This window comes from Kitasatospora sp. NPDC127121, from assembly GCF_042677305.1.
In the GTDB taxonomy this organism is placed as follows: Bacteria; Actinomycetota; Actinomycetes; order Streptomycetales; family Streptomycetaceae; genus Kitasatospora.
On sequence record NZ_JBHXTQ010000071.1, the window covers coordinates 21,267 to 45,900 of the forward strand.

General features: G+C 75.9%; 4 protein-coding genes. 1 reads left to right on the forward strand and 3 read right to left on the reverse strand.

Annotated features, from left to right (window positions below):
* Positions 1 to 12: 12 nt before the first annotated feature.
* The 3 genes from ACFVHI_RS28375 to ACFVHI_RS28385 form a co-directional block, all read right to left on the reverse strand.
* Positions 13 to 18,876, reverse strand: coding sequence for a non-ribosomal peptide synthase/polyketide synthase (locus ACFVHI_RS28375; RefSeq protein WP_380344068.1), 18,864 nt, complete (start codon positions 18,874 to 18,876; stop codon positions 13 to 15).
* Between the two features lie 169 nt (positions 18,877 to 19,045).
* Positions 19,046 to 20,404 carry a serine hydrolase domain-containing protein gene (locus ACFVHI_RS28380; protein ID WP_380344070.1) on the reverse strand — a complete coding sequence of 453 codons (1,359 nt, stop codon included), beginning with the start codon at positions 20,402 to 20,404 and terminating at the stop codon, positions 19,046 to 19,048.
* 1,055 nt (positions 20,405 to 21,459) lie between these two features.
* Positions 21,460 to 22,059, reverse strand: coding sequence for a hypothetical protein (locus ACFVHI_RS28385; protein ID WP_380344072.1), 600 nt, complete (start codon positions 22,057 to 22,059; stop codon positions 21,460 to 21,462).
* Between the two features lie 283 nt (positions 22,060 to 22,342).
* Between ACFVHI_RS28385 and ACFVHI_RS28390 the strand changes: the two genes are divergently transcribed.
* Complete coding sequence (locus ACFVHI_RS28390) at positions 22,343 to 24,478, forward strand: alkyl/aryl-sulfatase (RefSeq protein WP_380344075.1); 2,136 nt, start codon at positions 22,343 to 22,345, stop codon at positions 24,476 to 24,478.
* Positions 24,479 to 24,634 lie beyond the last annotated feature (156 nt).

The following is a 24,634-nucleotide window of genomic DNA, read 5'->3' on the forward strand; positions in this document are numbered from 1 at the left end:
CCTCACCGTTCGTCATCGTTCGTCATCGTCCGGGCCGCCGGACGCGGCGTCCTCGAGTTCGCTCAGCACCTGGTCCTCCACCAGTTCCGCCAGGGCGGCCACGGTGCGGGAGACCAGGACGTCGCGGGGGGTGAGCATGACGCCGAAGGCATCGTTGGCGCGGGAGGCGATCAGCAGGGCCCGCATGGAGTCGCCGCCCAGTTGGAAGAAGTCGTCCGTCACGCCCACGGCCGTCCGCAGGGTCTCGGCCCAGATCTCGGCCACGGCCTCCTCGGTGGGCGTGCGGGGCGCCAGCCGGCCGGGCCGCTGCTCCTCCTCGGGTGCGGGGGCGGGCAGCGCGGCGCGGTCGGTCTTGCCGCTCGCGGTGAGCGGGAAGCGGTCGAGGACGGCGAAGGCCGAGGGGACGAGGTGGCCGGGCAGGGAGCGGGCGGCCAGGGCCCGCAGTTCGGCGCCGGTCGGCGGTTCGGCGCCGGGGGCCGCGAGCAGGTGGGCGACCAGGCGGGGCAGCCCGGGCTCGTCCTCCCGCACCGTCACCACGGCGTCCAGCACGGCCGGGTGGCGCACCAGGACGGCCTCGACCTCGCCCGCCTCGATGCGGTGGCCGCGCAGCTTGAGCTGGTGGTCGGTGCGGCCCAGGTAGTGCAGTTCGCCCCGGTGGTCGCGGCGCACCAGGTCGCCGGTGCGGTACATCCGGGTGCCGGGCGGCCCGTACGGGTCGGCGGTGAAGCGGGCGGCGGTCAGGCCCGGCCGGCCGAGGTAGCCGCGGGCCAGGGCCGGTCCGCTCAGCCACAGTTCGCCGGTGACGCCGTCGGGCACCGGCCGCAGGCGGGCGTCCAGGACGTAGGCGCCGGTGCCGGGCAGCGGGCGGCCGATCGGCGGCGCGGCGCCGTCCGGGGCCAGCGGCGCGGACCAGGCGGCGACCACGGTGGCCTCGGTGGGGCCGTAGGAGTTGACCATGCGGTGGTGCGGGGCCCAGCGGGCCACCAGGTCGGCGCCGCACGCGTCGGCGCCGACCACCAGGGTCCTGAGCGCGGGCAGCGTGCCGGGGGTGTCGGCGGGCAGGGTGGCGAGGGCGGCCGGCGGCAGCAAGGTGTGGGTGATCGCCTCCGTCCGGAGCACCTCGGCCAGTTGGGCGCCGAGCAGCGGTCCGGGTGCGGGCACCACCAGCCGGGCGCCGTGCGGCAGGGACATGCACAGTTCGAGCACGGAGGCGTCGAAGCTGGGGGTGGCGAAGGCCAGCACCCGGTCCCCCGGGGCGACTTGGTAGTGCTCGGCCTCGGCGGCGGCGAAGGCGGCCAGCCCGCGGTGGGTGAGGACGACGCCCTTCGGGGTGCCGGTGGAGCCGGAGGTGTAGATGACGTAGGCGGGGTCGTCCAGGTCGAGCGGGCGGATCCGGTCGGGGTCGGCGGGGCGGTGGTCGGGGGCGCCGTCCGGCGGGGCGGCCAGCAGCGCCGCGACCTCCTTGGCGTCCAGGGTGAGCGCGGGCGCCGCGTCGCGCAGCATGAACTCGACGCGCTCGTCGGGGTAGTGGGGGTCGACCGGCAGGAACGCGGCGCCGGTCTTCGCCACCGCCAGCTGGGCGAGCACCATGTCCGCCGAGCGCGGCAGCAGGAGGGCGACCACCTCGCCGGGGCCGGCGCCGCGCGCGATGAGCCGGTGCGCCAGGCGGTTGGCGTGCGCCTCGGCCTCGGCGAAGGTCAGCTCCAGTCCGGGGGCGCTCAGCGCCGGGGCGTGCGGCCGGCGGTCCACGGCGGCCTCGACCAGGGCGGGCAGGGCCGCCGGGGGCACCGGGGCGCCCGCCGGGCGGGCCGGGCCGCGCAGCAGCCGCTCGCGTTCCCCGGGCGGCAGCAGGTCGAGGTCGTCCAGGCGGGCGGCGCCGTCCGAGCCGGCCAGCGCGGCGAGGGTGTGCAGCAGTTGGGCGGCCAGTTTCTCCGCAGTGTCCCGGTCGATGTACCGGGGGTCGTGGCCGAGTTCGACGGCGAGCCGGTCGCCGGGCGAGACGACCACGGTGAGCGGGTAGTTGGTGGCCTCCCTGGCGTCCAGTTCGCGGATCAGCAGGCCGTGGGCGCCGGCCGTCGCGTCGCCGACCGGGTAGTTCTCGAAGACCACCAGGCTGTCGAACAGCGCCGTCCCGGGCGCCAGCCCGCTCAGGCCGTGCATCGCGGCCAGCGGCAGGTGGTCGAAGCGGCGGTCCTCGGCCTGCTCCTCCTGGAGCGCGCGCAGCCAGGCGGCGCAGGGCTGGGCGCCGTCGACGGTGACGCGGGCGGGCAGGGTGGTGATGAACAGGCCGACGATGGCGTCGGAGCCGGCCAGGTCGGCCGGGCGCCCGGAGACGGTGGTGCCGAAGCACACCCGCTGCTCCCCGCTCCACCGCGACAGCAGCAGCGCCCAGGCGCCCTGCACCAGGGTGTTGAGGGTGAGGCGGTGCCGGCGGGCGAACTCCTGGAGCCGGTCCGTCTCGGCCTCGGCCAGGCGGTGCGAGAGCCAGGCGCCGGAGCGGGCCGTGTCGCCCTGGGCGGGCCTGCGGTCGTAGGGCAGCGCGGTGGTGGTGAGGTCCGCCAGGACGCCGCGCCAGTGCTCCACGGCGGCGGCGGTGTCGCGGGCGGCGAGCCAGCCGACGTAGTCCGCGAAGGGCCGGCGCTCGGGCAGGCCCGGCCGGTCGCCGCGGGCGAGCGCGGCGTGGGCGGCCAGGACGTCGGACAGGACGTGGAAGACGCTCCACCCGTCGAGCAGCACATGGTGGAAGGTCCACACCACGCGCGCCGCGTCCGGGCCGAGCCGGATCAGGTCGAGCCGCAGCAGCGGGGCCCGGTCCAGGGCCGGCGGGCGGGCCCGCTGGTCGGCGAGCAGCCGCTCCAGGCGGGCTTCGCGCTCGGCTTCTGGCAGTGCGCTCCAGTCGTGTTCGGTGACCGGCAGCGTCGCCTCCCGGTGGACCACCTGGAGGGGTACGGGCACGTCGCGCAGGACGACGGCGGTGCGCAGCACGGGGGTGCGGTCGACGACGTGCTGCCAGGCGGCGGCCAGCGGCCGCAGGTCGCGGGCGCCGTCCAGCACGAAGGTGATCTGCTCGACGTACAGGCCGTGTTCGGCCTCGTCCAGGCCGTGCAGCACCATGCCGGTCTGGGTGGGGGTGAGCGGCTGGATCTCCGTCACGTCCCGTCCGGTGCCGGCCAGTCGGTCGACGGCGGCCTGGTCCAGGTTGGCCAGCGGGTAGTCGGCGGGGGTGCGTCCGCCCGCGCCGGGTTGGGCGCAGTGGCGGACGATCTCCCGCAGCTCGTCCAGCAGTTCGGCGGCGAGCCGGGCGACGGTGGCGCGGTGGTGCACCGCGCGGGAGTACGACCAGGTGAACGCCAGCTTCCCGTCGCTCACCCGGCCGAGCACGTCCAGCAGGTGCGGCCGGTCCGCGGCCCGGTCCATGCCGCCGGTGAGCGGGCCGGCCGGGGCGTGCAGCAGGCCGCCGGGGGTAAGGGTCCGGTCCTGCCGGCCCAGGTAGTTGAAGCCGATCTGCGGCAGGCCGGGCAGTTGCTGCGGCGGGTCGGGCAGCCGGGGGTCGGCGGCGGGCCGCAGGTGGCGCAGGGCGCCGTAGCCGAGCCCGCCGCGCGGTACGGCGCGCAGGTTCTCCTTGACGGTCTTCAGGGCGGTGCCGGTGTCGGCGTCCCGGGGCACGTCCAGGGCCACCGGGTACAGCGTGGTGAACCAGCCGACGGTCCGGGAGAGGTCGACCCCGTCGAACAGTTCCTCGCGGCCGTGGCCCTCCAGGGCGACCGTGACCCGGTCCCGGCCGGTCCAGCGGGCCAGCACCCGGCCCAGGGCGCAGAGCAGGACGTCGTTGACCCGGGTGCGGTAGACCTCCGGGACGTCCTGGAGCAGCCGGCGGGTGTCCTCGGCGTCGAGGGCGAGGTCCAGCGACTCCTCGGTGGCGGCCGTGTTGGCGCCGTCCAGGTCGGTCGGCAAGGCGGTCGCGGCGCCGTCGTCCAGCCCGTACCAGTGGGCGTGCTCGTCGTCGAAGCCGCCGGCCGCGGTGTGCTCGGCGAGCCGTTCGGCCCAGGCCCGGAAGGAGGTGGTCTTGGGGCCGAGGTCGGGCCGCCCGCCCGCGCTCAGCGCGCGGTGGGCGGTGTCCAGGTCCTCCAGGAGGACGCGCCAGGACACCGCGTCGACCACCAGGTGGTGCGCGGCCAGCAGCAGGACGGGGTGCCGCTCGCCGTCGAAGCGGCACAGCGCGGCCCGCAGCAGCGGCCCTTCGGCCAGGTCGAAGCCTGCGGCCAGGCGCTCGCCCAGCTCGCGCAGCGTCGCCTCGCGCTCCTGCGCCGGGGCGGCGGGCAGTTGATGCGTGCGCAGCTCCGGCAGGTCGCCGGGCGCGGTGCCGTGCTGGCGCCACCGCCCGTCGCCGAGCGGCTGGAACCGCAGGCGCAGCGCGTCGTGGCGGTCCAGGACGGCGGCGAGCGCGGCCCGCAGCAGGGGCTCCTCGGTGTCGGGGGCGAGGGTGAAGGAGACCGACTGGGTGAACTGGGCGGTGTCCCCGCCGAGGGTGTCCAGCAGCCAGTGCTGAACGGGGGTGAGCGGGGCGTCGCCGACCACGGCGCCCTGTTCGGCGGCGACCGCCGGGCTCGGCGACTCCTCGGCGGCGAGGGCGAGTTCGGCCAGGGTCTGGTGGGCGAACAGGTGCCGGGGGGTGAGCGCGAGGCCGGCCCGGCGGGCCGCGGAGACGATCTGGATGCCCAGGATCGAGTCGCCGCCGAGCGCGAAGTAGTTGTCGTCCGCGCCCACCTCGGGCACGCCGAGCACCTCGCGCCAGATCGCGGCGAGGGTGCGTTCGGTCGCGGTGCGCGGCGGTCGGTCGCCGCGTGCGGCCGGGGTGGCCCACACCGGGGCGGGCAGCGCGCGGCGGTCGAGTTTGCCGGTGGCGCCGAGCGGCAGCCGCTCCAGCGGCACCACCAGCGCGGGCACCAGGTGGTCGGGGAGGGTGCTCCCGAGGAAGGCGCGCCACTCGACGGGGTCGGGCAGTGCGCCGTCGCGGGCCACCGCGTAGCCCACCAGGCGCCGGTGGCCGTCGTGGTCGACGACCCGGGCGGCGGCGGCCGACACCTGCGGGTGGCGGGCCAGGGCGGCCTCGACCTCGCCGAGTTCGATCCGGAAGCCGCGCACCTTGACCTGGTCGTCCGCGCGGCCGAGGTAGCCGAGGTCGCCGTCGGCCGTCCAGCGCACCAGGTCCCCGGTGCGGTACATCCGGCGCCCGGGCGGGCCGAAGGGGTCGGGCAGGAACCGGGCGGCGGTCAGGCCCGGGCGGCGCAGGTAGCCGCGGGCGACGCCGGTGCCGGCCAGGTACAGCTCCCCCGGCGCGCCGACGGGCACCGGGCGCAGCCGGTCGTCCAGGACGTAGGCCCGGGCGCCGCCGACCGGGCGGCCGATCGGCGGGTCCCGGTCGGGGTCGGCGGGGTCGCAGGCGAAGGCGGTGGCGTAGACGGTGGCCTCGGTGGGGCCGTAGATGTTCAGCACCCGGCAGCCGGGGACGGCCTCGCGCAGCCGGCGCACGGTCCGGGCGGGCAGGGCCTCGCCGGCCAGGACGACGGTGTCCGCGCCGAGGTGCACGGCGTCCTCCGCGAGGAGGCCGCCCAGGGCGGAGGGCACCGCGCTGAGCAGGCCGGCCCGCCACGGCCCGGGGCGCTCGGCCAGGGCCAGCAGGTCCCGGACGAGCTCCACGCAGCCGCCGGCGAGCAGGGGCGAGAAGATCTCGAACACCGACACGTCGAAGTTGAGCGAGGTGGCGGCCACCACGTGGGCCAGGCCGTGGTCGGCGAACTCGGCGGCGGCCCAGTCGGTCAGGGCCAGCACCGAGGCGTGGGCGACCACGACGCCCTTGGGGCGGCCGGTCGAGCCGGAGGTGTGGATGACGTACGCGGGGTGCTGTGGCAGCAGGGCGCCGAGCCGTTCGTCGTCGCGCACGGCGTCGGGGCGGGCGGCGGCGAGCCGTTCGGCGCACCCGGGGTCGTCGAGCACGATCCGGGTGAACGGGCCCGCCGGCAGCCGCCCTCCGGTCTGCGTGTCGGTGACCACGGCGTCGGGGCGGACGTCCGCGAAGAGGAACGCGATCCGCTCGGCCGGGTACCCGGGGTCGACCGGCAGGTAGGCGGCGCCGCTCTTGAGCACCGCCAGCAGCGCCACGGCCAGGTCGGCGGTGCGGGGCAGCGCGAGCGCGACGAACCGCTCGGGCCCGGCGCCGGCCGCGATCAGCAGCCGGGCCAGCCGGTTGGCCCTTTCGTCGAGCTCCCGGTAGGTCAGCAGCACGTCGCCGCAGCGGACGGCCGGGGCGTCGGGCGTGCGGGCGGCCTGCCGGGCGAAGGCCTCGGGCACGGTGTCCTGCGGTGCCTCGACCACCGCCCCGCCGAAGCGGTCGACGAGTTCGCGTCCTCGCAGCGGGTCGAGCAGCGGCAGCTGCGCCGCCGGCCGGTCGAGGCCGGCCGCCATCGCCGTCAGCAGGGTGTGCAGGCCCGCCCCGAGCGCCTCGACGGTCGCGGTGTCGAAGACGGCCGGGTCGTGGTCGAGGCTGACCGCGATGGCGTCACCGGGGGCGACCACCACGCCGAGCGGGTAGTTGGTCGGCTCCAGGACGTACTCGGTCTCGACGCCCAGGCCGTGCCGGGTCAGCGCCTGCGCGTCGAACGGGTAGTTCTCGAAGACCACGATGCTGTCGAACAGGGCTGTGCCGCCCGGCAGTTCGCTCCAGTTCTGGAGCTGCGCCAGGGAGACGGCGTCGTACCGGCGGGCCTCCGACTGGGCGTCCTGGAGCTCCCGCAGCCACTCCAGCAGCGAGCGACCGACGTCGATCCGCACCCGGGTGGGCAGGGCGTTGATGAACAGCCCCACCATCGAGGTGACGCCCGGGAGTTCGGCGGGCCGGCCGGAGACGATCGTGCCGAAGACCACGTCGTCCCCGCCGCCGTAGCGGGAGAGCAGCAGCGCCCAGGCGCCCTGGAGCACGGTGTTGACGGTCAACCCGGCCTGCCGGGCGGTGGTCCGCAGCCGCTCCGACAGGTCGTTGTCGAGGGTCACCCGCACCGATGCCGAGGAGGAGGCGCGGTGCGCCTCGGCCGGGCGCCGGTCGCGGGGCAGTTCGGTGGGGGCGGGGAACCCGGCCAGGGTGTCGCGCCAGTACCGCTCGACCCGCGCCGGGTCCTGCCCGGACAGCCAGCGCAGGTAGTCGGCGAAGGGGGCGCGCACGACCGGGTTCGGCCGGCGCCCGGCGGCCAGGGCGGCGTAGCGCTCGCACACCTCGTCGAAGACCTGGGCCGCGCTCCACCCGTCGAGCAGGACGTGGTGGAAGGTCCACACCACCCGCACCCGGGTCGGCGACAGCCGGACCAGGGACAGCCGCATCAGCGGTGCGGCGGCCAGGTCGAGGCCGGCCGCGCGGTCCTCGGCGAGCAGCCGGGCGGTGTCCCGCTCGATCCGGTCGGCCGGGCGGCCCGTCCAGTCGTGGTGGGTCACCGGGACGGCGGCCCGGTGCTGCACGACCTGGAGCGGCTCGGCGGTGTCCTGCCAGGCGAGCCGGGTGCGCAGCACCGCGTTGGCGTCCACGGTCTGCTGCCAGGCGGCGGCCAGGGCGTGCGGGTCGGTGACCCCGGAGAGGACCAGCTGGACCTGGTTGACGTAGGTGTGGGCGTCCGGGTCCAGCAGGCTGTGGAAGAGCATGCCCGCCTGCATCGCCGTCAGCGGGTACACGTCCGCGACGGAGCGGCCGTCCCCGGCGATCCGGTCCACCGCCGCCTGGTCCAGCCGGGCCAGCGGGAAGTCGGCGGGGGTGCGGCCGCCGGCGCCGGGCTCGGCGCAGTGGGCGACGAGGTCCTCCAGGGCGCGCAGCATGGCGTCCGCGAGCGCGGTGACGGTCCGTTCGTGGTGCCGGCCGGCGCTGTAGTACCAGCCGATCTCCAGCCGGTCGTCCTCGACCCGGGCGACGACGTCCAGCAGGTGCGGGCGCTCGGTGCCGGGCGCCTCCGCGCCGCCGAGGCCGCCGGGGACGGCGCGCACCAGGGCGGCGCCGTCGGCGGACCAGTCGAAGCGGCCCAGGTAGTTGAAGCTGATCCCGGGGGCCGGGGCGTCGGCGAGCTGTTCGTCCCGGGCGAGGTGGCGCAGCGCGCCGTAGCCGAGGCCGCGCTCCGGCACCGCCCGCAGCTGCTCCTTGACGGCCTTCAGCGCGGTGCCCCAGTCCCCGTCCGGGACGTCGAGGGCGACGGGGAAGAGCGAGGTGAACCAGCCGACCGTGCGGGACAGGTCGACGTCCTCGAACAGCTGGTCCTCGCGGCCGTGCCCCTCCAGGCCGATCGCGACGGTGCTCCGCCCGGTCCACTCGGCGAGCACCCGGCCCAGGGCGGTGAGCAGGACGTCGTCGATCCGGGTGCGGTAGACCCCGGGGACCTTGCGCAGCAGGCTCCCGGTGCGCTCGCGGTCCAGCCGGACGGTGACGGCGCGCAGGTCGGCGGCGGTGTTGCCGCCGTCGCCGTCCACCGGCAGCGCGGCCGCGCAGTGCCGGGCCGCCGCCGCCCAGTGGGCGCGCCGGCCCGCGAAGCCGCCGGCCGCGGTGTGCTCGCGCAGGCGGCGGGTCCACTCCCGCACGGAGGTGGTGCGGGCGGGCAGGCGCAGCGGCCGGCCCTCCACGGCCTGCCGGTAGGCGGTCTCCAGGTCCTCCAGCAGGATCCGCCAGGAGACGCCGTCGACGACCAGGTGGTGGACGGCCAGCAGCAGCCGGGCGGGCCGGGTGCCGTCGGTGGTGAACAGGCGGGCGGTGAGCAGCGGGAGGGTGTCCAGCCGGAACGCGGCGTGCGCGGCCTCGGTGGCCCGGGCCTCGGCGGCCTCGGCCGCCGCCCCGTCCAGGGCGCCGAGGTCGACGACCTCCAGCAGCTCGGGCGCGGCGGCGTCCGCGGGGGCGCAGTGCTGCTGCCAGGCGCCGTCCGCCCCGGTGGTGAAGCGGGAGCGCAGGGCGTCGTGGTGGGCCCACAGGGCGGTCAGGGCGCGGCGCAGGGCCTGCGGGTCGACCTCGGCCGGCGCCTCCACCACGACGGACTGGTCGAAGGACGCGGCGTACGGCGGGTGCGGGTCGAGGAACCAGTGCTGGATGGGCGTCAGGCCCACCTCGCCGCTGACCGGTTCGGTGCCGGCGACGGTGGCGGCGGTGCCGGCGACGGCGGCCAGCGCGGCGACGGTGGGGTGCCGGAACAGGTCGCGGGGGGACAGCGCGAGACCGGCGGCGCGGGCGCGGGAGACGACCTGGATGCTCAGGATCGAGTCGCCGCCGAGCAGGAAGAAGTCGTCGTCGACCCCGACCCGCTCCACGCCCAGCAGTTCCGCCCAGATCGCGGTGAGGACGCGTTCGGTGTCGGTGGTCGGGGCGCGGTGGGCGCGGTCGCCCGCCGCCGACCAGTCGGGGGCGGGCAGCCGCCGGCGGTCCACCTTGCCGTTGGCCGTCAGCGGCAGTTCGGAGACCGTGACGAAGGCCGCGGGCAGCATGTAGTCGGGCAGGTCGGCCGCCAGGTGGGCGCGCAGCGCCGTGGCGGAGGGCGGCTCGGCGCCGCCGGCCGGCACCAGGTGGGCGGCCAGCCGCTTGCGCCCCGCGTCCTCGTGGAGCGAGACGACGGCCTCCGCGACGGCCGGGTGGGCGGTGAGCCGCGCCTCGATCTCGGCGGGTTCGATGCGGAAGCCGCGGATCTTGATCTGGTCGTCCGCGCGGCCCACGAAGTGCAGTTCGCCGTCCTCACTCCACCGGGCGGTGTCGCCGGTGCGGTACATCCGGCCGCCGGGCGGCCCGAAGGGATCGGCGAGGTAGCGGGCGGCGGTCTCGCCGGGCCGGCCCGCGTAGCCGCGCGCGACTCCGGCGCCGGCGATGTACAACTCGCCGGTGATGCCGGGCGGTTGCGGCTGGAGGGCGCCGTCCAGCACGTACACCCGGGTGTCGTCCAGCGGGCGTCCGATCGGCAGCACGGCGGGCAGCCGGTCACCGGGGCGGAAGGCCCGACGGGTGGCGAAGGTGGTGGTCTCGGTCGGGCCGTAGCCGTCGACCACGGTGAGGTCGGGGCAGGCCTCCAGGACGCGGCGCACGACCGCGCCGGGCACCGCCTCGCCGCCGGTCCACACCTCCCGGGCGCCGCGCAGGCAGCCCGGGTCCTCCTGGGCGAGGAGCCGGAACAGGCCGGCGGTCAGCCACAGGCACTGCACGCCCTGCTCGGTGACGGCGCGGCGGACGGCGGCGGCGTCCAGGTCCTCCGGCGGGGCCAGCACGGCGGTACCGCCGCGCAGCAGCGGCACCCACAGCTCGTAGGTGGCGGCGTCGAAGGCGTGCGGGGAGTGCACGAGCACCCGGTCGTGGCCGGTGAAGGCGCGGTCCAGGGCGAGCGCGGCGACGTCGCGCCGGCGCACCGCGACGCCCTTGGGGGTGCCGGTGGAGCCCGAGGTGAACATCAGGTACTGAACGTTGTCGGGGTGGAGCGCCGGGGCCGGGGCCGGCCGGGCCGCGAAGGTCTGCCCGTCGACGCGAAGCACTTGCCCGTCCGGCCGCAGTTCGCGGGCCATCCGGTCCCCGTGCGCGTCGGTGAGCAGCAGGTCCGCGCCGGCCTCGGCCAGCATCAGGTGCAGCCGCTCGCGCGGCGCCCTGCCGTCCAGCGGCACGTAGACCCCGCCGGTCCGGACCAGCGCCAGCTGGGCGACGACCAGGTCGACGGAGCGGTCCATGAGCACGCCGACCGGGCGTTCGGCGCCGACACCGAGCGCGGCCAGCCGGCCCGCCAGGGCGGCGGCGCGGGCGTCGAGGTCGCGGTAGCCGAGGCGCTCGTGGCCCGCCTCCACGGCGACGGCGTCCGGGCGGCGGCGCACCTGCTCGGCGAACAGGTCCGCGATGTCGCGCTCGGTCCGTTCGACGGCGGTGGCGTTCCAGTCGACGAGGATCCGTCGGCGCTCCCCGGCGGTCAGCAGCGGCACGCGCGCGGGCGGGCCCCCGGCGCCCCCGGGCAGTCCCGTCAGGACGGCCGTGAGCTGCCCGGCCATCCGCCGGACGGTGGCCTCGTCGAACAGCCGCGGGTCGTAGCACAGCCGCAGGGCCAGCTCCGGCCCCGGATAGGCCAGCAGGGCGAGCGGGTAGTTGGTGGTCTCGATGCCGTCCAGGTCGCGCAGGCGCAGGCCGTGCGCGGCGGCCGCATCGTCCTCGACCGGGTAGTTCTCGAAGACGACGATGCTGTCGAACAGGGCGGTCTGCTCGGGGAGGACGGTGGCGGCCCGCAGGCGGGTGAGCGGGACGAAGCCGTGGCGCCGGTCCTCGCCCTGTTCCCGTTGCAGCGTGCGGAGCCAGTCGAGCAGGGTGCCGTCGGCGGGCACGGCCGTCCGGGTGGGCAGGGTGGTGATGAACAGGCCGGTCATCGTCTCGACGCCGGGCAGCTCGGGCGGCCGCCCGGACGAGGTGGTGCCGAACACCACCTCGTCCCGGTTCGCCTGACGGCCCAGCAGGATCGCCCAGGCGCCCTGGACCAGGGTGTTCAGGGTCAGGCCGGAGCTGCGCGCGAGGCCTTCCAGCGCCCGGGTCGCGGCGGCGGGCAGGGTGAACGGCACGGCCCGGGTGGATTCCGCGCGGTGGCTCTGGCGCGGCTCGCGGTCGTACGGCAGCGGCGTCGGCTCGGCCAGCCCGGCCAGGCGCCCACGCCAGTGCCGCTCGGCCTCCGCCGGGTCGCGCTCGCGCAGCCAGGCCACGAAGTCGCGGTAGGGCCGGCGCTCCGGCACCGTGCCGTACGGCACGGTGCCGAAGGACTCGGTGCCGGAGGGCAGGGTGCCGGACGGGACTTCTCCCGTCTCCGGCCCGGAGCGGGTCAGCGCGGCGTGCACGGCGAACACGTCGGACAGCACCTGGAAGAGGCTCCAGCCGTCCAGGACGAGGTGGTGGAAGGACCACAGCACGCGCACCCGGGTGTCGGAGAGGCGGATGAGCAGCAGGCGCTGGAGCGGGGCCCGGGCCAGGTCCAGGCCGCGGGCCCGGTCGCGGTCCAGGAGCTCGGCCAGCCGGCCCCCGCGCTCGGGCTCGGGCAGCTCGCGCCAGTCCAGGTGGGTGACCGGCACGGCCGCCCGCCGCCGCACCACCAGCAGCGGCTCGGGCACCTCCTGCCAGCGGACGTGGGCGCGCAGCACCGGGGTGCGGTCGGTGACCCACTGCCAGGCGGCGGCGAGCCGCCCCGGGTCGGGCACGCCGTCCAGGACGAAGTCCAGCTGCTGGAAGTAGGCGCCGCTGTCCTCCTCGGCGAGGCCGTGGAAGAGCATCCCGGACTGGGTCGGCGTCAGCGGGAGGACGTCCTCCACCGCGCCCGGGTCGTCGCCGGTGATCAGGTCCACGGCCGCCTGGTCGAGCCGGGCCAGCGGGAAGTCGGACGGGGTGCGCCCGGCGGCGCCCGGGCGGGCCGCGTACCGCGCGAGGTCGGCCAGCTCGGCGGCGAAGCGCCGGGCCAGGGCCTCGACGGTGTCGCGCCGGTGCACGGCACCGGAGTAGAACCAGCTGAACTCCAGCGCGTCGCCGTCGAGCCGGCCGACCACCTCCAGGGCGTGCGGGCGCTCGACGTGCGGGTCGGCGTCCAGTTCCAGGGGCCGGAAGGTGCCGCGGTAGAGCCCGGCCGCGTCCTGCGGGAAGGACATCCGGCCGAGGTAGTTGAAGCTGATCCGCGCGGCCGGGGCGTCGGGGGCCGTGCCGGGGCGCCCCAGGTGGCGCAGGACGTCGAAACCGAGACCCCGTCGGGGGACGGCGCGCAGCTGCTCCTTGACCCGCTTGAGGACGCCGTCCCAGTCGGCCCCGGCGGGCACGGCCAGCGCCACCGGGTGCCGGGTGGTGAACCAGCCGACCGTGCGGCTCAGGTCGAGGTCGGCGAACAGCTCCTCGCGCCCGTGCCCCTCGACGTCCACCACGACCCGCTCCAGCCCGCTCGCCCCGCACAGGGCCCGGCCGAGGGCGCTCAGCAGCACGTCGTTGGCCTGGGTGCGGTAGGTGTCGGGCAGGGTGCGCAGGAGGGCGGCGGTGTCGGCGGCGTCGAGGCGCACGGTGACGGAGCGGGCCGAGGCGTGGGTGTCGGCCCCCGCGAGGTCGGCCGGGAACGGGTCCACCGGGGCGTCACCGTCCTGCGCGGGGACGGCCCGCGCCCAGTACTCCGTCTCGTCCTCGAAGCCGCCGGCCGCCGCGTACGCGCCGAGCCGCTGCCCCCACTGCCGCAGCGGCGAGGACTTCGCCGGCAGGGCCGCCGCCCCGTCCCGGCCGTCGCGGCGGGCGCGGTAGGCCGTGTCGAGGTCCTCCGCCAGCACCCGCCAGGAGACCCCGTCGACCACCAGGTGGTGGACGGCCAGGTGCAGGACCGGCGGCTGCCCCGCACCGCGCTCGTGCAGCACGGCGCGCAGCAGCGGGCCGTCGCCGCCGCCCAGGTCGAAGGGGCCGAAGTGCGGGGTGTCGCCGTCCGGGCCGGTGTGCCGGCCCAGGCGGATCCGGGGCGCCCGGTCGTCGATCCGCCAGCGCACGCCGGGGCCGGTACCGGGCTCTCCGACCTCGGGCTCTCCGACCTCGGGCTCTCCGGCGTCGGGCTCTCCAACCTCGGCCGTGAAGGCCGAGCGCAGCGCGTCGTGGTGGGCGACCACGTCGTTCAGGGCGTCCTCCAGCGCCGCCCGGTCCACGTCGGCGCCCAGCAGGAGGGAGAGCGCCTGGTTGAAGTGCCCGGCGCGCCCGGCGGCCCGGTCGAGCCACCAGCGCTGGATCGGGGTCAGGACGCCCGCCCCGGTGGCGGCCACCCGGGCGGTCACGGCCGGCCGTTCGGCGTCGTCCGCGCACCGGGCCAGCGCGGCGACCGTCTGGTGCCGGTAGAGGTCCCCGGACGTCACCGCCAGCCCCACCTGCCGGGAGCGGGCCACCACCTGGATGCCGAGGATGGAGTCGCCGCCGAGGTCGAAGAAGTTGTCGTCCGCGCCGACCCGTTCCAGCCGCAGCACCTCCGCCCAGATGGTGGCGAGCGCCTGTTCGGCGGGGGTGCGGGGGGCGACGTGGCGTACGGCGGGCACGGCCGGCCCCGGGTCGGGCAGCCGGCTCCGGTCGAGCTTGCCGTTGGGGTTGAGCGGCAGCGCGGGCAGCGGCACGACGACCGAGGGCACCAGGTAGTCGGGCAGGGCCAGGCCGAGCGCCCGGCGCACGGCCTCGGGCTCCACCCGGCCGCCCGGGACGGGGACCACGTAGCCGACCAGGCGCCGGTTTCCCTCGCCGTCGGCGACGGTGGCGGCCGCCTCCGCCACGCCCTCGCAGCGCCGCAGCGCCTCCTCCACCTCGCCCAGTTCGATCCGGAAGCCGCGCACCTTGACCTGCTGGTCGATCCGGCCGAGGTACTCCAGCTCGCCGTCGGCGTTCCACCGCACCCGGTCTCCGGTGCGGTACATCCGCTCCCCCGGCGCGCCGTACGGGTCGGCGACGAACCGGGCGGCGGTCAGCCCGGGGCGGCCCAGGTAGCCGCGCGCCAGGCCGCCGCCCCCGAGGTACAACTCGCCGACCACGCCCGGTGGTTGCGGGCGCAGCCCGGGGTCGAGGACGTACGTCCGGGTCAGCGCGAGCGGCCTGCCGATCGGCGGCGCCTGCTCCGGCAGCCGGTCACCGGCGAACCAGGCGGTGGCGTAGACGGTGGCCTCGGTGGGGCCGTAGATGTTGGCGATCGCGCTGCCGGGCAGGGCGCGCCGCAGGTCGCCCACCGCCTGGGCGGAGAGGGCCTCGCCGGCCAGCACGACGGTGCCCGCGTCGACCGGGGCGGCGCCCCCGGCGAGCAGTCGGGAGATCACCGAGGGCACGCCGCTGACCAGGCCGACGCGGCGCGGGGCCGGCTCCTCGGCGAGGGCGGCGAGGTCGGCGACCACCTCGACGCTGCCGCCCGCCAGCAGCGGGCAGAGCAGTTCGAAGACCGACACGTCGAAGTTGAGCGAGGTGGCGGCGAGCACGTGGTCCAGCCCGCCGGGCCCGAACCGCTCGGCCGCCCAGCGGGCGAGGGCGACGACGCTGCGGTGGGTGATCACGACGCCCTTGGGGCGGCCGGTCGACCCCGAGGTGTAGATGACGTAGGCGGGGTGCTCCGGCAGCAGCGGCCGGAGGCGGTCGGCGTCCGTGAGATCGGCGTCCGCCGAATCAGCGTCCTCCGGGTCGGCGTCGGCGACCAGGCCGGCGCCGTCCTCCAGCAGCAGGACGGGCCACCCCTCGGGCAGCGCGGCCGCCGTCTCCCGGGTGGCGAGGACCAGCGTGGGCCCGGCGTCCGCCAGCATGAAGCGGATCCGCTCGGCCGGGTAGCCCGGGTCCACCGGCAGGTACGCCGCACCCGACTTGAGCACCGCCCACAGCACCGACGGCAGGTCGGCGGAGCGCGGCAGGCACAGCGCGACCAGCCGCTCGGGGCCCGCGCCCCGGGCGACCAGCAGCCGGGCGAGGCGGTTGGCCCGCCGGTTGACCTCCGCGTAGTCCCGCCGCACCGGGCCGCAGCCGACGGCGGTCCGCCCGGGCGTGCGGGCCGCCTGCGCCTCGAACAGCGCGGGCAGCACTGGCAGCACGGGCAGCACGGTGTCCGGGAGGTCGCGGGCGCCGCGCGCGGGCGGGTTCCAGGAGTCGAGCAGCGTGCGCTGCTCCTCCTCGGAGAGCATGGGCAGTTCGGCGAGGATGCGCTGCGGGCCGTCCGCCATGCCCGCCAGTAGGCGGTGCAGGTGGCGCGCCATCCGGGCCACCGTCCGGGCGTCGAACAGGTCCGTGTTGTACTCCACCGTCAGCGCGCAGCCGTCGGTGTCCTCCGGGGTGAACTCCAGCACCAGGTCGAACCGGGCGGCCGGGCGGGGCAGCGGGTGGTCCTCGAAGCGCAGGCCTCCGGCGGGCGGCGGGGTGGTGGGGCTCTGCTGGACGACCATGACCTGGACCAGCGGGGTGCGGCTCGGGTCCCGGGGCGGGGCCAGTTCCTCGACCACCCGGTCGAAGGGCACCGCCGCGTGGGCGAAGGCGTCCAGCAGGGTGGTGCGCACGCTCTCCACGAACCGGTCGACGGTGGCCCGCTCGTCCACGTCGCCGCGCAGCACCACGGTGTTGACGAAGAAGCCGGTCACCTCCTCCAGCTCCCGCCGGTCGCGCCCGGTGGTGACGGTGCCGAACGCCACGTCCCGCTGGCCGGAGTAGCGCGAGAACAGCAGCGCGGACGCCCCCGCGAACAGGGTGAACAGCGTCGTGCCGCGGCCCGCGGCGAGGTGCCGCAGCCGGGCCACCAGTTCGGCCGGGAGGCGGTGGCGGTGCGCCGCGCCGTTCGTCGTGCGCTGGGCGGGCCGGGGCCGGTCGGTGGGCAGTTGCAGGGGTTGCAGCTCCGCCAGGTTCCGCTTCCAGTAGGCGAGGTCCGGCGCGTCCTCCGCCCCGGCGCCCTCGGTCCGCCGGCGCTGCTCCCAGCGCGCGAAGTCGGGGTACTGGAGGGCGGGGGCGGCGAGCGCGTCCGGTTCGCCGGAGACCTCCGCCCGGTAGAGCGCGGCCAGTTCACGGGTGAGGACGCCCACCGACCAGCCGTCGGTGATGATGTGGTGCTGCGCCAGCAGCAGCAGGTGCTCGTCGGCGGCGAGCCGGACCAGCAGCGCCCGGGCGAGCGGGCCGTCCGTCAGGTCGTAGGGCCGGTTCAGCTCCTCGGTCAGCAGCCGTTCGGCCGCCTCGGCGCGCTCCCCGGCCCGCCGGTCGCCGACGTCCGCGGTGCGCAGCGGCAGGGTGCCCGCCGCCGCGACGCGCTGCACGAGCTGCCCGTCGACGGTGGCGAAGGTGGTGCGCAGCGAGTCGTGACGGGCGGCGAGCCGGCCGAGGGCCCGGCGAAGGGCCTCCGGGTCCGGCGTTCCGTGCAGCCGCAGGGCGACGCCGGTGTTGTACTCCGTCCCCCCGACGGTGAGGTCGTCGAGGAACCACAGGCGGCGCTGGGCGCTGGACAGCGGCAGCGGCTCCTCGCGCGGGGCGGGCGGGATCGGCTCCGGCGGCGCGGCGGTGTGCCGTTCGTCCACCAGCGGGGCCAGGGCGGCGACCGTCCGCGCGGTGAAGACGTCCCGGAGTGTGAGCCGGACGCCCAGCCGTTCGGCGACCCGGGCCAAGGTCCGGGCGGCGAGGATCGAGTCGCCGCCCAGGTCGAAGAAGTCGTCCGTCGCGCCCACCGCGTCGACGCCGAGGACCTCGGCCCAGATGGCGGCCAGGGCGCGTTCGCGCTCGGTGCTCGGGGCGACGGATCCGGCCGCCCCGGGGCGGGCGGGCGCGGGCAGCGCCTGCTGGTCGATCTTGTGCTGCGGGGTGAGCGGCAGCGCGGCCAGGACGACGACGGCGGACGGCACCAGGTGGGCCGGCAGGGCGGCGGCCAGTGCCGCGCGCAGCTCCGCCGGATCCGGGGCGTGCTCGTGGTCGGCGGGCGTGGCGTAGCCGACCAGGCGTTCGCGGCCCGGTTCGTCCTCCCGGACCACGACGACGGCCTGGTCGACGGCGGGGTGCGCCCGCAGGGCGGCCTCGATCTCCCCCGGCTCGATCCGGAAGCCGCGGATCTTCACCTGCCGGTCGAGCCTGCCGAGGAACTCCAGCTCCCCGTCGGCCGTCCACCGGGCCCGGTCGCCGGTGCGGTAGAGCCGGGCGCCGGGCGGGCCGAAGGGGTCGGCGACGAAGCGCCCGGCGGTCAGGCCGGGGCGGCCCAGGTAGCCGCGGGCCACGCCCTCGCCGCCGACGTACAACTCGCCGTCGGTGCCAGGCTGTTGGGGCCGCATGGCCGCGTCGAGCACGTACGCCCGGGCGTGCGGCAGCGCGCCGCCGATGGGGGGTGCGCCGCTGCCTGCGGTCAGCGGGCCGGTCCAGGTGGCGACGATGGTCGCCTCGGTCGGGCCGTAGGAGTTGATCATGCGCCGGCCGGGTGCCCAGCGGTCGACCAGGTCGGCGGGGCAGGCCTCGGCTCCGACGATCAGCGTGCGCAGGTGGCGGCCCGCGCCGCCGGGCACGGTGGCCAGGGCGGCCGGCGGGATGAGGGCGTGGGTGATGCGGTGCTCGTCGAGCACGGCGGCGAGTTCCTCGCCCAGCCAGGGGCCGTGCGGGGGGATCACCAGCGTGGCGCCGGCCAGGACGGAGATGAACAGTTCGAGGACGGAGGCGTCGAAGCTGGGCGAGGAGAACTGCAGCACCCGGTCGCCGGGGCGCACCGCGTAGTGCGCGCGGGCCGCCTCCGCGAAGCCGCCGATGCCCCGGTGGGTGACGACCACGCCCTTGGGCGTCCCGGTGGAGCCCGAGGTGTAGATCACGTACGCCGCGTGGTCGATGCCGCTCGGGCCCGGCAGGCCGGTGTCGGGCGTGTCTGCGGCGCCGGGCGTGTCCGTGCTGTCGGCCCGGTCCGTGGTGTCGGCCCGGTCCGTCTCCAGCAGCGCGCGGATCCGGGCCGGATCGTCCAGGACGACGGCGGGGGCGGCGTCGGCGAGCATCAGCGCCCGTCTCCCGGCGGGGTAGGCCGGATCCACGGGCAGGAAGGCGGCGCCCGTCCGGGCGACGGCCAGCTCCGCCGCGACCAGTTCCATCGAGCGCGGCAGGACCAGCGCCACCGTCCGGTCCGTCCCGGCACCGTGCCGCGCGAGGTCGCGGGCCAGGCGCCCGACCCGGTCGGCCAGTTCCCGGTACGTCCAGCTGCGCCGGCCGTCCGTCACCGCAGGCGCGTGCGGCGCGCGGGCCACCTGGGCGGCGAACAGCGCGTCGAGCGTCCGGTGCGCCGGCGGCGGGGCGGCATCGGTCCCCGGGGCGGCACCGGTCCCCGGGGCGCCAGGGGTGTCGCCGGCCTGCGGCGGAGCGGACGAACGCACGGGCTGGGCAGGCCGGTCGGTCATGGCGGAAGGTCCTTCCGGACGGGGAGGAGGCGATGCGGGCGCCGGGGCAGGCGGGGGCCGGCCCTCGGGCCCGGGGGAACCGGGCCGGAGGAACGGAACGAGCCGGGGGTGAGCCCGGTGGAGCGACGCCGGCGGGGGGCCGCAGGCGGCCAGGACGAGGCCGGGCGCCTCAGGCGGGGTCGGCGCGACGCGCCGTGCGCCCGGACACCTGCACCCGGTCGATCACGCCCGTGGCGGGATCGCGGTGGAAGCGCCCGCCCGGCTCGGGGCGGCCGGTGTCGGGGGCGAGCAGGTCGTAGGAGAGGTCGGCGAAACAGCGCAGGGGCAGCGGCAGGTCGCCGTCCACGGAGAGCGTGGACGATCCGTCGCCCGCGGGCTCGACGCGGTACCGGATCGACCCGTTGCGGTAGGTGCCCGCGCACTCGGGCAGGGGGGCGGGCTCGCCCGCGCCCACGGGCGCGATCGCGGCGGGCACCCGGACACCCGCCAGCTCGGCCAGATCGGCCGCGAGCTCGCGCCAGAGCGCGGTGGCGGTGCCGGAGTTGCCCGCGAAGGCGACCACCACGCCGCTGTCCGGGTCGGCCCGCAGGTGGCAGGAGGTCCCCATGGCGTTGCCGTCGTGGCCGCACCACAGCCGGCCGTCCTGCTGGTAGAGGGCGAGCCCCGGGCCCCAGCCGTCCGCGAGCGCACCCGGCCGGGCGCCGGGCTGCGGGCGGCGCATCTCCTCGGCGACGGCGGGGGGCAGGGCCTTGGCCCGGCCGACCAGGGCGCCGCCGAGCGCGGCGAGGTCCGCGGCGCTCGCCAGCAGGGCGCCGGCCGGGGCCTCCAGCGGGGCCAGGTTCTGCCGGACCGGCCGGGCCCGGCCGGTCGCGGCGTTGAGCGCGTGCCCGGCGGCGACCGGGCGTGCGGGTGCGCTCGCGTCGACGAACACGGGCACGGTACCGAGCGGTTCGAGCAGCAGGGCGGCCACGGCCTCGTGCCAGGGCATCCCGGTCACCGTCTCCACCAGGCGCCCGGCGGCGATGTAGCCGGCGTTGGAGTAGGAGAAGTCCGTCCCGGGCGGGAAGAGCGCGTCCCCGGCCGTGCACACGGACGACAGGTAGTGCGCCGCGGTGGTCCGGGCGGCGGCGTCGGAGTCCGGCCCGGTGGGCAGTCCGCCGGTGTGGCTGAGGAGTTGGCGAATCGTTACTGCTGGCATCCGGCGGAGCTCAGGCAGGTGATCGGCGACCCGATCGTCGAGGTCGAGGTCGCCGTCGTCGGCCAGGAGCATCACCAGGGCGGCCGTGTAGGGCTTGGTGAGCGACCCCACCGGCACGACGGTGTCCCCGGTGAAGGGCGCACCGGTGGCGGCGTCGGCCACACCGGTGTGCAGGGCCACGACCTCCGAGCCGGTGTCCAGCACCACCTGGGCGCCGGGCACCCGGTGGGTGCGCGCGAGCGTGTCGAGCCGGTGCTGCAGTTCGCGGCGTGAGCGGCGTAAGAGGAACGGCGCGCGCTCGCGGACGGGCGCGGAGCTGGGGTACGGCATGGGCGGACGCTCCCGTTGACTGGTTCTCAGATGCGGGCGCGGCAAGCGTCCGCGGATGAATTCCGGATTACTGTGGAGCACACCGTGAAATTTCCTGCCACCTGCGCTCCTCGACTCAAGACTCGCGGGAACAACGGGAATCGACGGAAGTCTGCCGATGACGGCCGGCTGGGTGTGAACGGGAATCCCCGACCGCTCCCGGCAAGGCGCCGCACCCGCCCGAGGGGAACCGTTCCCGGCCGCTTCGGCGCTCCCCGACCGGACGGTGCGAATGCGACCCGAATTCCACGCCACCCCGGAACGGCGAACAGGGGAACGGTGAGCGGGAACGGAGGGCGGCGAACGGCCGACCGCCGAATGACCTCACCCCGCAGGCGGGGCCGGACAGGAATCCCGAACGCTCCAGTCGGCCGCTCCGACGGCCCTGACCTGCGCGATCGTTGCGCCCGGCATGCCTATCCCCCCTGCGATCCCTCCCCGCAGCCACCGTGCGGAACCTGCCACAACCGTCGCGAGGACCGGGCAATACCTTGACGGCCCGAACACTCGGAACGACGAACGCGGAACAGTCTTCACGGCGGGTCACCCGCTCGCAACCCCTGGCGATTGAACGGAAAGCAACTCTCCCCGGAATCGGACCCGCAAAATCGCTGGTGTGACTCCCGGCCACGCCCGGAACGCCTGATGACGGGTGTGAATTCTTTGGCCGAAACTGTGACACCCCGATCCCCCTGGCCACCCGGCCGGGTTTCCGCGGGGAATATCCGAGTGATTCCCCTGACGCCTGGGGCGGTTGTGCAGGAATGCGACGGAATAGATCAGGTGCGTTGTGAGTGAATCAATGAGGGCTCTGATGCGCGTGTGCCCCGATGCGCTTGTGCCGTGGTGCGCGTGTGCCCTGTTTCACGCATGCTCTGGTTCACGCATGCTCTGGTTCACATCGGCCGCCCCGGGGCGCGGGGCGGCCGAGCGGATCCGCCACGCGCCGGAACGCGGGCGGACTCAGGGCTCAGGAAATCCGTCAGCTCAGGAAATCCGTCAGCTCAGAACGCCCATCAGTCCCGCCAGGAGCTGCCGGTCGAGGGCCGGGTCGCCGTACCCCCGGTGGACGTCACCGCGCGCGACGGAGCGGACGGTCCCGGCCCGGCCGACCCGGTCCCCGAACCGCTGGTCCGCACGGTCGGCGCCGACGAGGTGGTCGACGTCCCGCGCACCGGCGCGGCCGAAGTCCGCGGGGCCGACGCCCCGGACCCCGCCGACTGGCCCGTCGAGGTGCGCGGCGCGGTCGCGCGGCCCTGCGCGGCCACGCCCACGGGCGCGCCGTCGCCCGGTTCGACGCGCTCGATCCGCAGCACCAGGTTCCGGTCGCTGCGGTCACCGCCCCCGTCCCGGTTGCGGCTGTGCACCAGCTGCGTCAGCACACCCCGGACCTCCTGCCAGCGCCCCTGCACCGCGCGGATGTTGGGGCACCACTCGCCCTCGCGCCGGTGCTCCAGGTCGAGCTCCCAGCGCTCGGCGTCCACCAGGTGGCTCGCCCCGACCGTCCCGGGAATCTCGACCGGACGGCCACCGCGCACCGTCACCACCGCCCGCTGCGGCCACTGCCCCTCCACCGCCGTCACCGTGATCCGGCTCCGCCCCTGATACCAGGCCATCGCTGTCCTCCTCCATCCGTCCTCGTGCCGGCCGCCGACCGCCGACCGGCCTCGGCCGGTATCACGGCCGGCACCCCCTCCCGGGTTCGAACGGCGGGCACGACAGTGCACGTCAGGGGGCGTGGGAGCCCGAGGGCAGCACGCCCATCGAACATTTTGCCGACAGGTTCAGGTCAGGGCGATGGCTAGATCACCCCCTTGTCTGTAGTCGTATACACACATAGCGTGACTGCCCTGCCGCGGTGCGGCGGTTCCCTCACCTACCCATGGAGGTGGCTTCGCCATGTCCGGAACGTCCTCGTACACCGAGCCCATCGAGCCCACGCCCGCCACCGCCGAAGCGAACCGGAAGGCCGCCGAGGCGGCCAGGATCGCCGACGAGAAGGACGGCCGGGACTTCGCCGACGCCAGCCGGTTCATGATCGCCCCGCCGGACGTGCCCGTCATCATGTCCCGCAAGAACCCGTCGGAGGTGGTCTGGGACTTCACCGCGTACGAGTTCCTCCAGCCGGACCTGCGCACCGAGATGCCCACGGTCAACGGCAGCCTGCACCGGCAGGGCGAACTCACCGCCATCGCCGGGCTGTTCCACGTCACGAGCTGTCCCGCGTACCGGATCTACCAGGTACGCGGCTACGACCTGTCGAACATGACGATCATCGAGAGCGACGCGGGCCTGGTCATCATCGACCCGCTGGCCTGCTACGAGACCGCGCAGGCCGCGCTCCGGCTGTTCCGGGACAGGACCGAGCTCACCCGGGAGCAGCGGCCCGTCCTGGGCGTCGTCTACACCCACTGCCACGTCGACCACTTCGGCGGTTCCCGGGGCCTGTTCGCCGAGCAGGGCGACCCGCTGGAGCCGGGCGTCCCCGTGGTCGCGCCGGAGGGCTTCCTGGAGCACGCGATCAGCGAGAACGTCTACGCGGGCCCCGCGATGGCGCGGCGCGCGCAGTACATGTACGCGGCGCAGCTGGACAAGAGCCCGACGGGGCAGGTCGGTTCGGGCCTGGGCACGACCATCTCCACCGGCGAGGTGACCCTCATCCCGCCGACCGACTACATCGGCGGGCCCCGTCACCAGCCGGTCCCCAAGGACCAGTGGAGCGACAGCACGTACGTCATCCCCTGGCGGCCGGGGCTGTACCAGTTCAACCTGGCCGGCGTGCAGATGGTGTTCCAGCTCACGCCGGGCACCGAGGCCCCGGCGGAGATGAACATCTACTTCCCGGACGCCCGGACCCTGTGCATCGCGGAGAACGCCACCCACACCATGCACAACATCCTCAGCCTGCGGGGCGCGCAGGTGCGGGACGCGCACGCGTGGTCGAAGTACCTGACCGAGGCGATCCAGACCTTCGGCAAGGAGACCGACGTCCTGTTCGCCTCGCACCACTGGCCGATGTGGAGCGAGGCGGGCGAGGGCAGCGCGCCCGGCAACGCCCGCATCCTCGAATTCCTCAACACCCAGCGCGACATGTACGGCTACCTCAACGACCAGTCGCTGCGGCTGATCAACGCCGGCCGCACCGGCATCGAGATCGCCGAGGAGCTGGAGACCCTCCCGCCGGGCCTGGACGACCACTGGTACAACCAGGGCTACTACGGCTCGATGAGCCACAACCTCAAGGCGGTCTACCAGCGGTACATGGGCTGGTACGACGCCAACCCGGCCCACCTGTGGCAACTCCCGCCCGTCAAGGCCGGCGCGGCGTACGTCGAGGCGATGGGCGGCGCCGAGGCCGTCGTCACGGCGGCCCAGCGGGCCTACGACACCGACACCACGGACGGCTTCCGCTGGGCCGCCGAACTCCTCGACCACGTCATCTTCGGCGCCGCCGCCGACTCGGGCAGCCCGCTCGCCGAGCCGCAGGTCACCCGGGCCAAGGAGCTCCAGGCCAAGGTCTTCACCCAGCTCGGCTACGGCAGCGCCAACGGGACCTGGCGCAACGCCTACCTGACCGGCGCCCGGGAGGTCGTCGACGGCCCGCAGCCGCTGATCACCAGCCAGACCTCCGCCGACCTGATCCGCAGCACCACTCTGGACCAGTACTTCTCCGCCCTCGCCCGCAGCGTGGACGGGCCGACGGCCGCCGAGCGGAACCGCCTCCCGATCACCCTGAACTGGGTGTTCACCGACACCGGCGACACCTGCACCACCACCCTGCGCAACGGCGTGCTGGTGTTCGTGGCCGGCGGCGACCGCCTCGTCGACGTGCCGGACGCCACCATCACGCTCAGCCGCCAAACCCTCGACGACCTCGCCCAGACCCCCGGCTTCCGACACAACTTCGACCAGGCCGTCGAGGACCGGCACATCGCGCTGACGGGCGCGAACGCCCAGCAGGCGGCCGACGCCGTCTTCGCCACCCTGACCCTCCCCGACCCGAAGTTCCCCATCGTCACCCCGCCCACCCGGTAAACGGCGAGGGGGCGCCTTCGATCTTCCGACTCGATCCGATCTGAGGCCTTGAAGTCCCAAAGCCCCGGAAATGCAGAGAACCCCCATCCGGTTTCCCGGATGGGGGTTCTCTGTGAATGATTGTTCGGCGGCGTCCTACTCTCCCACAGGGTCCCC